At 51.7% G+C, this 10,422-nt stretch carries 8 protein-coding genes; all 8 read right to left on the bottom strand.

The annotated features are described in order from the left end of the window. Positions 1-150: 150 nt before the first annotated feature. Positions 151-348, bottom strand: a complete 198-nt coding sequence (locus LC586_RS43705; protein ID WP_498072192.1) for a YMGG-like glycine zipper-containing protein — start codon at positions 346-348, stop codon at positions 151-153. 540 nt (positions 349-888) lie between these two features. Continuing rightward, positions 889-1,206 carry a hypothetical protein gene (locus LC586_RS37825; RefSeq protein ID WP_229490871.1) on the bottom strand — a complete coding sequence of 106 codons (318 nt, stop codon included), beginning with the start codon at positions 1,204-1,206 and terminating at the stop codon, positions 889-891. Between the two features lie 904 nt (positions 1,207-2,110). Beyond that, entirely contained in the window at positions 2,111-2,578 is a 468-nt protein-coding gene (gene rnhA, locus LC586_RS37820; protein WP_229490870.1) for a ribonuclease HI, read from the bottom strand. A gap of 133 nt (positions 2,579-2,711) precedes the next feature. After that, on the bottom strand, positions 2,712-6,431 hold the full coding sequence (locus LC586_RS37815; RefSeq protein WP_229490868.1) for a glycoside hydrolase family protein: 3,720 nt from the start codon (positions 6,429-6,431) through the stop codon (positions 2,712-2,714). A gap of 785 nt (positions 6,432-7,216) precedes the next feature. Further along, positions 7,217-7,933, bottom strand: coding sequence for a hypothetical protein (locus LC586_RS37810; protein ID WP_229490866.1), 717 nt, complete (start codon positions 7,931-7,933; stop codon positions 7,217-7,219). A 449-nt stretch (positions 7,934-8,382) separates the two neighbouring features. Then, positions 8,383-8,937, bottom strand: coding sequence for a recombinase family protein (locus LC586_RS37805; protein ID WP_229490864.1), 555 nt, complete (start codon positions 8,935-8,937; stop codon positions 8,383-8,385). Positions 8,938-9,601: 664 nt separating this feature from the next. Beyond that, the gene (locus LC586_RS37800; RefSeq protein ID WP_229490863.1) at positions 9,602-10,024 is read right to left on the bottom strand and encodes a BRO-N domain-containing protein; all 423 of its coding nucleotides are present in this window, start codon (positions 10,022-10,024) and stop codon (positions 9,602-9,604) included. Further along, positions 10,021-10,422 (bottom strand): hypothetical protein (locus LC586_RS37795; RefSeq protein WP_229490861.1); only part of this gene is annotated, 402 nt, incomplete at its 5' end. The genes LC586_RS37800 and LC586_RS37795, both read right to left, overlap by 4 nt.

The following is a 10,422-nucleotide window of genomic DNA, read 5'->3' as shown; positions in this document are numbered from 1 at the left end:
GACCACCATGATGGTGAGATACCCGTAACCAACGCTACCCATGATGTTCCCAGCCCCTGCACCAATGCTTGCCCCTGCAGAAGCTATTCGTCGTCTTTTTGTTTCGGTTGACACGTTAAGAACCGCTGCCAGCCCGCGCATTGTCATTATCTATCTACGCCATACCCAATTAAGAACGATACCGACGCAGCAGCCCACCAGGGCGCCTGCTGCGATGCCAATCATCAGATTATGAAAAATGAAAGATCCGCTTAGGCTGCCCACCAGTGCACCTACGCCCCCGCCAATTCCATTGATTATACGATTTTGTTTCTCGTTATCACTTTTCTCTGCGGGTGGTTCCTGCATGCAATATACTTCCATTGTCCTGGCTGCATCTTGCAACGGATGGATAATCGTTAGAACAACCATCGCCGGACTAATCAAACAATTTCACGTTTGCTCGACGCAACGATTATATTTATGAGATGTGAGGAGTGATTACTTTTTCATCATGTCAATTTGAAATATCATTGACAATGTAAAACAAATTGCGAGTGACATAAATGTTATTATAAGAATATCAACAACAGACACACTTGGATTCCAAATAAAAATACAAAGTACACATGTAGCTAAAAGTGAATTTAAAATCGATTTTACCGCATAATAAATATTGGAATAATGTGGTAAACTTTTAAAATACTGCAAATATAATCCAGACATAACACATAGAGGCAACATAATTATCTTAAATATTATCATTTGCCACGTACCGCCAAATAGCAATATTAACAAAATATAGCAAATAATACTCGCCACTTCACAAGCTATTCTTATGACGTTGAATTTCATATCAAGCCCGATAATTTCAATGAACTGAACCTTTCAACTAAAGCCGAAAGGCATTCAGCCACCTTTACCCATGCCCGCTGCAACAGCCGCTGCTGTTAAGGCGATGCCTGTTGCCACAGCTTTTGGCCAACCAACCAATACAGATGCTGCCGTTCCCGCAGCTACTCCTATTCCCGCAACACCCTCGCGTGGGCTGATACTATGTGTCCCTGGGTATGCGGTCGGAATTGGGCCGCCTTTAGTAGCACCACTGAACCCCGCTCTTGCACCATAAACACCTTGGCAGGTCGCGGCAGTGTCTTTTGTCGGTGATCCTCCAGGGCCGCAACCACCGTAAACAATTTCAATTTCAGCTTCGGTCAACGCGCGCATAAGAATACCTCTCCTTGTCATCGCCACAGCCGCATAAAAAAATATGAGGATGCAAGTCAAGATAACCACGGAAATCACAAGCTTTCTATGCGTACGACTACTTATGGACTGCTATCGAAATTCGTTTGCCGGCCCCATTGGATTTGGGAAAACAACCCTTGCTTGTGGGAAAGCAGATGCACAGCTTATGCTGGAGGAAAACGAGGCTTCCAAAAGCCCAACTCAAAAACGCGGTAAAAACAATGGGTGATTTTTGGGATGGTGCCCCCTGCCGGTCCAGATCGCATTAATCGAACCTATCCGGCAAGCGACGAAACTACCGCAATATCAATCTATTAGAGCAATCCGCCCGCTCTGTCTGTTCGTTGGTACAGTACCTCAAGCTGATAGAAATTAGTACCCCGTGGCTGGTCGTTATTTTGTTACGTCTGAGGAGCTAAGCCCTTGGCCCGACCAATCGCGAAACGTCGCAAAGGTTCTGCCGAACAGGCGAACCCGGAGGTATAGGTCATAGCGGCTAATCTCGATTTCAAAGCGAGCAGTCTTGAAGAGCATTTCTAAGTCCTTCCATGTGATTTTTAACTACGACTTACATACACAGGCGTCATGCGCTGATTTGCGCCAAGTCGTCAATAGTAATTTACACATGAGTTAATGTTATTTACTTGCGTTTCCGCAATTGTTACCAAAGTAGAACTATTGCAATAGCGCAAATATTCCGGAAGACAGAATAATAAATCTTCACCACACACAAGAAATAGCCTTGCGTCGTCGCCGGTAGTTAGGATAATATGCGGGAAGCTTCCAGCCTTTCGACCGGAAGCCCCCTTGTGCTAGAGGGTTTGAATAAGGGTCACGGTGATGCAGACCGTGGCCTTTTTCATTTTCCAGCGAAGCCCGCCACTTAAGGAGCGCTGTGCGCCGCCGCTTTGGCTAGTTTGTCGGCTACTTCGTTAAGCTCGTTTCCGTCATGCGCCCTAACCCATTGCCAATGAACGCGGCTGTCATTCAAAATATCCAGACGTTCCCATAGGTCCCAATTTGGTACTGGCTTTCCGTCTCGGTTCTTCCAGCCCTGACGCTTCCAGCCTTCGAGCCATTTGGTCATTCCATTCGCGAGGTACGAACTGTCAGTGCGGATGATGACGGGGAGTTCCTTGTTTTTGATGGCCTCCAAAGCTGCGATGGCTGCACTCAACTCCATGCGGTTATTCGTGGTATCAGGAACGTGGCCTGAGAGTTCCTTCTGGTTCAATTGCAGACTGCCGTCCATGGATTGCAGGACGACGGCCCAACCACCCGGACCGGGATTGCCGATACAGGAACCGTCGGTATGGACGAGGATATACCGCCCCGTTAATTCAATGCTCATGTGTACTATTTCTCTCCCCTTGGGGTGTAGGGGCGCGTTCAGCGGGAAGGATGATATAATTCCCCATCTCACTGCAAACGGCGCTGTATGACTCTAGGAATGGCAGGGCTCTTAAGCCCCACCATAGATTTGATTATTGGAAGATTTCAGTTTGCTTGCGGCGGTCACTCGGGGTCCGCTCTGAAAAGCCCGAGAAACTAGCGTTGAATAGCTGAAGGTAGCCGAAGGCATTGTTGAAAGGCATAAGCTTATTGAGAGAACGAAGCTCTTGCTGCGATGGGTTGCCCGCAACAATACCACGGGCGGCACCTGCGGCCATACCAATGTCGTCAACAAAGCCTTTGGTTGGGTTGCCTAACCACAAGTCTGACGCCTGACCAGATGTACGGGAATAGGAGAATAGAGGCTTGTATCCCATAGGCGTGATCGCGGTATCGACCAGCATAGGAACAACCGACGACACGCCAACCTTTGAGAAGGCCGCTAGGGCAATCTTATCGGGGGACAAGCGATCCTTGAGGTACTTATCGGCGTCCGAACGTCCAACAGCGTTGATGCGGGTCTGCACTTCATAAACACCCGCCGCCACGGCCATACCAATAGCGGCATTGATCATGACTTCAGGGTCATGCATATACAGGCCCTTCAGGGTGTGCTTCACGTAGGAAGCTGCCATGAATGAGCGGAATTGAATAAGCGTCTTGCCGAGCGGCGTACCCATCCACATAGCCATGTTGCCAATGTCGTTCTTCTGAATGACCTCGTTTGCCTTGCGATGGACAGCGCGGCGGAAAGCTTCAGAGGCTTCCTTGTCCTGCCAATTATCGAGATTAAGGCCGGTCACCTTCTTACCGTCCATGGAAACATTATCGACGTTCTTAAGTTCGACCTTAACCCGAGTGAACATTTCCGGGGACAACCCCATGTCTGCTAAACGCTTCTCGGAAAAGCTTGCGCGACCTGCGGCGGCATTAGCAAATTTCTGGACGATTGCCTTGTAGGCCCAACGGCGCGACATGGTGTCGATACCGTGCATGCCCGACATCATGTTTGTGATCCGTGCGCCCTTATCCAAGATGCCGTTAAGCTTCTGGTAGCGAGCCTCGAACGTCTGACCCCTCGACGCCTTAATGGCATCTAATGCGGCGTCGTGTCGTTCTTCAGCGGTGCGTGTCCAATGATCCAAACCGTGACCGAAGACAGCCTCTAGGTCATCCCCAAAGCCATCCTTAAGGTGCATGACACCGTCACGCCCAACGATGCGACGGAACCCCGGCATTTGCTGCATGGTCGCCGTAAGTCCGGCACTGCCCACGTTGTTCGCAAGTTCCGGTATCTGTGCGAGACCCACTTGGTTCATAACGCGAATGAAGTTGAACTTCTGGACTACCCGGAGAAACTTACCGAAGCCATTGCTTGACATATCATGCTGATACGTCCCCTTGATCATTTCGTAGGCGTAGTTAAGTCGCTTGGCGTCCATGGCGATCTGTGCCTCTGTCTGACCACTGTTTGCACCCTTCTTAGCAAGGTCCCTCAGCAATCCAGCCCATTCAGCATTAGACGTCACGCCGTTTACAATCGTCTCACCGGTGGCCGGATTGATGATGTGCATACGCGCCAAGGCGATGTTGCCCGCCGCGCGGTTGGTGTACTTGTTGTTGAGGTGTTCAATGTCCGTGTTGAGCAAGTCCTTGAGGGTCAAGTCTCGATCCCATTCAACACCCGTATCGCGGACCTTAGGCCGGTAGGGTAGCTTATAATCAACGTCAATAAGCGCACGGGTCTTGAACGGCGTTGGGTTACCGGCGTCGTCTTTAGCGGCCTTCTGCTTCTTAAATGCTGCGAAGAACGCCTTACTGTCTTCCTCAGAGATACCGTGATGTTCAACCAGTGCCTTCAGGGCGTCCTCAACGTCGGCACCCGATACGCGGGCTATGAAGTCGTTCTTATCGATACCAGCACCACGCCCGGACAGCGTCTTGAGCATACCGGCAGAGATACGGTCCAACGTGGCCTCGTCCGCGTTAAGGTTGGCCTTGCGCAATCCACCCTTCAGGGTCAGCCGGACGGCGTCTTCCTCTAGGTGTTCATTGAGCAGATTGACCTTCACCGTGTCCCATTCGTGTGGGACATAGTTCTTGTTCTCAGGCGTAAGGTCTGCACCCTGTACAGGACGGGCTTCGCCACCTTCGCGGACCCTCGCGTTCTTTTGCAGCTTAAGCTCACTTGCGCGGACCGTGGCAAAGGCATCACCGGCCTTCCGTACCTCTTCAGGATAGAAGTCATTGCGGTTGATGCGGCGGTCTTCAATGTAGCTAAATACACGACTATTGAAGTCGTCTTTAGTGCCACCCGCGTCAATGAACTGCTTGCGCATGGGCTGATAGGTCCGATGGAAAGCCGCCATGTGTTCGCTTTCGAGGAGCAGCTTGTCCTCAGATGCCGCCATACCGTTGATTGCGCCACCAACCTTACCGGTGCCGTCCTGAACGAGACCGCCCATAACTGCACGAGTACCGGGGTTGATTGAGGCGTCACCACGGGCAGACAAGTCACCACGAACGGCCCGGAAGGCTGTAGTGGGGATGTCGCCATGTTCAAGGGCGTTCAAGGCGTCATGGTCAATGTAGAACTTACCATCACCCTTATAGGCTGCACCCATGGAGCCACGGGGAACATAAGCAACACCTTCATGTTCTGCGATTATCTGGTGACCGATGTCCTGTAGACCTTGGCCCTCTCTAGCTGTCGCGGGGTTGGACTTGAGGCGACCTACGACCGCACCAAGGCCCATGCCAACAACCGTTCCCATCAGAAGGTCTTCCTGAGTTGAGTTGGGGTTGAAACCATAGTTTACCGCCGACTGTGCGAGACCTGCGGCACCACCGGCGAGGGCGGCACTCAATACACGACCAACCTTGTAGCCATACTTCCCTAGGATGACCTCAGGGGCTACGGCTGCTGTTGCGCCGTCAATGGCGATGTTAACGGGGTCCAAAGCCTGAGTAGCGAAGTCCAAGACAATACCCTTGAGACCTGCTTGAGCAAGCCGTTCCATACGGTCGCGGTCGGCCTGTGCGTACTGGATTTGACGCATATAACCGGCCTCTGAAGTGGAACTGCCAAGGAACTTAGCATAGCGTTCCGGGTCGAGATTAGCGGCCTTCAGGTCAGCCTCTAGCTTCTGTACGTTCGGCTTCTGCCAATTGGGGTCATCGGCAAGAGGGCTAGAGCGTAGGATGTTCGCCGTAGGGCTGTTCTGCTGCCAAGCGTCGATAGCGGTATCAACCCAACCGGGGCCTTCCTCAGGCGTAACCCTAGGAGTACCGGCGACGGCTGCGGTCGGCGTAAGGGGGACTTCGGTGCTTGCGGTGTAGGTATAGTCGGCACCGGTTCCACCAGCACCACGAACGATGTCGGCTTCCTTCTGACGACGGCCAGAGTTGATACCGTCGTTATGACCCTTGACACCTTCAAGACCCTGCGCGATGCCTTCAATGTCACCGGCCTGTGCTGCACGGACGATTGCCGGGACCTTCGACAGGGAACCATAGTTGTACGCGGTGGACGTTAGCGCCGCCTGTACATTGCCGGGGAGGGCGTTCCACTTATCAGCGCCGATAGTGTCAGACGCGCCTTTAGCAAAATCGGCCGCCCGTCTGGCAAGGTCCCGCTCGCTGTCGTCACGGTTGACAACGCTTTCACGGGAGATTGGCTGTACTGTGCCATCTGCTAGGGTTGTCGTATCGGAACCGTAACCGGCGCGGAAGTGATTGACATCCCAATAGGCCTTATCTGAATAACCTTCGAAACCCTTAATGACGTCTAGGGCTGATTTAGTTTCGCTCATGCTATTCCTTATGTTCCTGGGCAATGCTGCGCTCGTTAAATCTGGTCGCCTTACGCTTTGTAGTAAGCTTGTCATGGTAGCCGGGAGGCGTCAGACGTTCGATCCTGCGGCCTGCCCGCTGCTCCCATAGTTTCCGAAGTTTCCACGTGTAACGACACTTGTCGGCGTAAGGTGCGTCGTGGGGAGGTGTTTCCGGTAATGCTGCCAGCGGCACGCCTATCCTTAGACACTCAACGAACCAGTTAGGCTGTGTTCTGCGGACCGTCGCGTCTATGTGCGAGCGGGTGTCGGTTCTCATTGTTTTAATTCTCCTTTCAAATAGAAAAGGCCCGAATTGCTTCGAGCCAATGATTGCTTGATGCGTTTATCTTTAGGTGGAACGGTAGTGGCCCTTAGCCAATCCGGGGACCGGCACACTAAGGTAAGACTACCGCCAATGTTGGTAGGTCTGAATTATTGAGACCCCAATTCTGTACGGGCGCAGCCCTTGACCATGGCCAGACCAAAGGGGCCTTCGCCCGTTGCGACACAAAGGGTTACGGTTCCCCGAAGGACGTTGTTTGGCTGATCGTTTAGATGACCTTACAAAGGGGGTCCCCTTTCAGGGCTAGTCCCCTTGACCATGGTCCCGCCATAGAAACATTCGATCCACCGTAGGCAACCTAAGAAATGGATTGAGGTTCGCGAATGAAGCTATGGTTCCCCGAAGGACATTGTTCTGGCTGGTTGTCAGGCAAACCATGGTGTAACGCTCGTTATATATGGGCAAGGACAGAAAGTGGTACTCAGGCCATTTCCCTGAGCTTCTTATAATTCCGATATACGGTCATCTTAGGAAGCCCGGTCTTCTCGATGATGGCAACCGGAGTTACAGCGGGGTCCAACTTGAGCAATCCCTCGATGATGTCGGCGGCTTTAGTTGGGGGCTTGGGTTCTGTCTGCCGATCTACAAGACTGACAATTTCTTCAATCCACTTCATTCCGGACGCGGTTAGGATATCGCAGTCATGCCCCGTAACCGTAGGGACCCGACAGCCATATCTCATCTTCACCGCCCATTCGGACAACCGCAGGGTCTCTTCATACTTCGGCTTGGATTGCGCAGACTGCCCCCACATTTCAGGGGAACCGTTACAGAAGGCGATTACAGCGGGGACCATTTTCACTCTGATTTCCGAATGGAGCACGCCAAGTTCCGCAAGGATTGCTCTGGTTTCCCGTGGGCCTTTTCCAAGCTTCGTTGCAAATTTCGAGATGGTCAGGGACTTGCCAGAAGCGAATAAATATTCAGGAACAACCGTGATTTCTCCGGTTGCGCGATTGAGCACTTCGGTTCCCGGACGGGCAGTCCAGTAGTGCGATATGGTCTTATACTGATGCCGCTCCGGGTAGCCTTGGTAACAATATGCCGGTTTCTCTTGCGGCTCCACGGTCCTTGCTAAAGTGACGTGGGCGGTGTTTAGGTCGCGGAAGGTAGCCCTTTCCGATGGCTGTGCAGTCAAACGGCATTGTCCTCCTAAGTTGTTGATGGGCGGTCTTGCTCACGTCCCTGCGGAACCGATAGCGAAACACGAACTTCAAACGACCGAAGACATGAACCAATCGGATTAGCCCGTAACTCGGCTGAACGATCTAGAAAGGCTCACCTCAGCGCTCGACCATCGTTCCACCGGGAGGCAACGGCAGTTCTGACGGGAGCGCTAAGGTCAACATTTCAAAAAATGATGATGCTAGGGGGCGACCTAACGCCCGCTATTGTCCGCAACGGTCGGCTACGGTCCTGCGAAAGGAACGATTGCGAGATATAAAGCTAGGCGACAACCTAACGCCCACTTGAGCCCACAGTGGTTGGCTACGGTTCCATAAAGTGGTGACGGTGGGTATCAGCGGAGCGGAGATAAATGGGGCGGTCTGATGTGTCAGGCTAGGACGGCACCTAATCTAATACTACTCACTGTTCGGGCTGCAAGGCTCTATATACCGAGGCTTTCGACATACCAGTCTGTACCATGATGTCCTTGATCAAAACGCCTTGACCTCTCAGCGCCTTAATCTGCCCTATGGTGTCATCGGTCATCTTTGGGTAACGGCCCAACTGCTTTCCGTCCTTCCGGGCCTTGGCGATCCCGTCCGCTTGTCTCTCCTTACGGATGTTGTTCTCGAACTCCGCAACGCTGGCCAATATCTGCAAGGTAAGCTTACCGGTGGGCGTGGTCGTGTCGATGCTCTGATCCAGAACTTTAAATTCCACGCCTTTCGCGGCCAGTTCATCAATGATGTTGAGCAAGTCGCGTGTCGATCTGGCCAGACGGTCAATCTTCGTGACAACGAAAGTATCACCTTCGCGGCAATATTCGATAGCCTTAGCTAGCTCTGGTCTATCACGGTCAACTCCCGAGACCTTCTCTTGGAACACCTTGCTCGGGTTCAGTGCCTCTAGCTTCTCAAGCTGCACGTCCAGCGATTGTCCCGTAGACGATACACGGGCATAGGCTACCAAAGTCATCTCGCATGTCTCCAAGGTCTTAGTATTTGTGAGAACACACTTATGAGACATAGATGAGACACAGTCAATAATGGCTCTCAACAAAAAGTCTCAGAGGTATACATTTCGAGACATAAAGCAGGTTCCTGCGATATCATCGCCCCTTTTCTGGTCTCAAGACTTATGAGAAGATCAAGTATAAAGTAACGTGAACGTGAACCACCCACTGTACGCGGGTCCATGCGCAATAACGTCGAGAACATAGTGAAATAAATTTCAATTATCGCGAGGCAAAAAATGAATATATTCAGAATTATAACATTCACCTCGCTTGCATTAATATTGAGTTCTTGTGCTTCTCAAACCACACCGGAGACTAAAGCTAGACAAGACTTAACCCTTAAAGCTTGGTTGGACTGCATAAGCAAGGCCGTAAAAACCTATGATGACGGGACGACAAATCCGCTTGTAGTAGCAACGGTTATTCAACCATCGTGCTCTCAAGAGAAACGCGCCTCAATGAGTACCGTTGAGCCTGCCCTCACGTATGAGCAGCATTTGCGATTTGAACAGCGTATGGAGCAGACATACATTCGAAGCACGGCAGAAATCGTGCTTGCTAACCGAAAGAAAACGTAAATCGACAAGGCGTTCCACAAGATATCCTCGTGCCACCCCATCCGTATTAACAGGGTGTGGAAGCGTCGGTTTCATCAAGGAACACCAACGCGCTAGCAAATTCAAACATTTCGCCAGTGGCAACCTTCTCCTCACCTAGGATGTAACCGCCGTCCTTACGGATGGCCGGGAGGACTACGCGGGTGACCCAATCTTGGAAGGGCGCAGCGTTCGGCTTTCTTGATCGCAAGATTAGCTTGTAGAGGCCGCTTTCTGAAACTGTGTTTAGCCGCTGGTTTCCACCAAGGGTCTCAGTTGAACTTAGTCCCTTCTCATCCGAACTTAGGGGCTGTATCGCCACCGTGGTATTTGTCATACCGAGAACCTTACAAACGTCAGCCGCGACGAACCAAGGAACACCCTTGATATCGACTACACGGATTTGAGAGGTATTGAATTTGAAGATGCTGACAGGGCTACGCGTTGTCATGCTAATTTACCCTTGCGGTTGATATCGTTGTTGCGGAACCATTGCAGCGAGGCCTCGACAGCATGGCGGTTCAAGTGTCCGGCGAGCGTCGTACAGGCGGGCTTACCGGTGAGGTCGTAGAGAACGGTTGTCCTGCGATCCCCGTTGTGGTTGTGACCGTGGCGTATGGTCAGCAAATGCGTGACTGAAGTGGTCAAGAGAATGGCCTTGCCGGGGTTCGTACCTAGTATGACAGTCCACACACGGCTCGCTAACCCTAAATCTGATTTAGCCGTCTCTGACCCTGAATTTGAGTTAGGGTTTCCGCCAAGGGTGTTAGTTTCAGTAATACCCTTTTCATCCGTGCGAAGCTGTTTGATCTGGTAGGTGCCACGAACTGTCTCAAAAGAACTGAGGCA

It is taken from the genome of Nostoc favosum CHAB5714 (assembly GCF_020829495.1).
In the GTDB taxonomy this organism is placed as follows: Bacteria; Cyanobacteriota; Cyanobacteriia; order Cyanobacteriales; family Nostocaceae; genus Nostoc; species Nostoc favosum.
The sequence above is the reverse complement of the archived record's forward strand: the minus strand, read 5'-3'. Positions and strand labels throughout refer to the sequence as shown.

Bases quoted from the DNA above. Each gene is read 5' to 3' on its own strand.
- LC586_RS43705 (WP_498072192.1), bottom strand. From the start codon at position 348: ATGCAGGAACCACCCGCAGAGAAAAGTGATAACGAGAAACAAAATCGT.
- LC586_RS37825 (WP_229490871.1), bottom strand. From the start codon at position 1,206: ATGCGCGCGTTGACCGAAGCTGAAATTGAAATTGTTTACGGTGGTTGC.
- rnhA (WP_229490870.1), bottom strand. From the start codon at position 2,578: ATGAGCATTGAATTAACGGGGCGGTATATCCTCGTCCATACCGACGGT.
- LC586_RS37815 (WP_229490868.1), bottom strand. From the start codon at position 6,431: ATGAGCGAAACTAAATCAGCCCTAGACGTCATTAAGGGTTTCGAAGGT.
- LC586_RS37805 (WP_229490864.1), bottom strand. From the start codon at position 8,937: ATGACTTTGGTAGCCTATGCCCGTGTATCGTCTACGGGACAATCGCTG.
- LC586_RS37800 (WP_229490863.1), bottom strand. From the start codon at position 10,024: ATGACAACGCGTAGCCCTGTCAGCATCTTCAAATTCAATACCTCTCAA.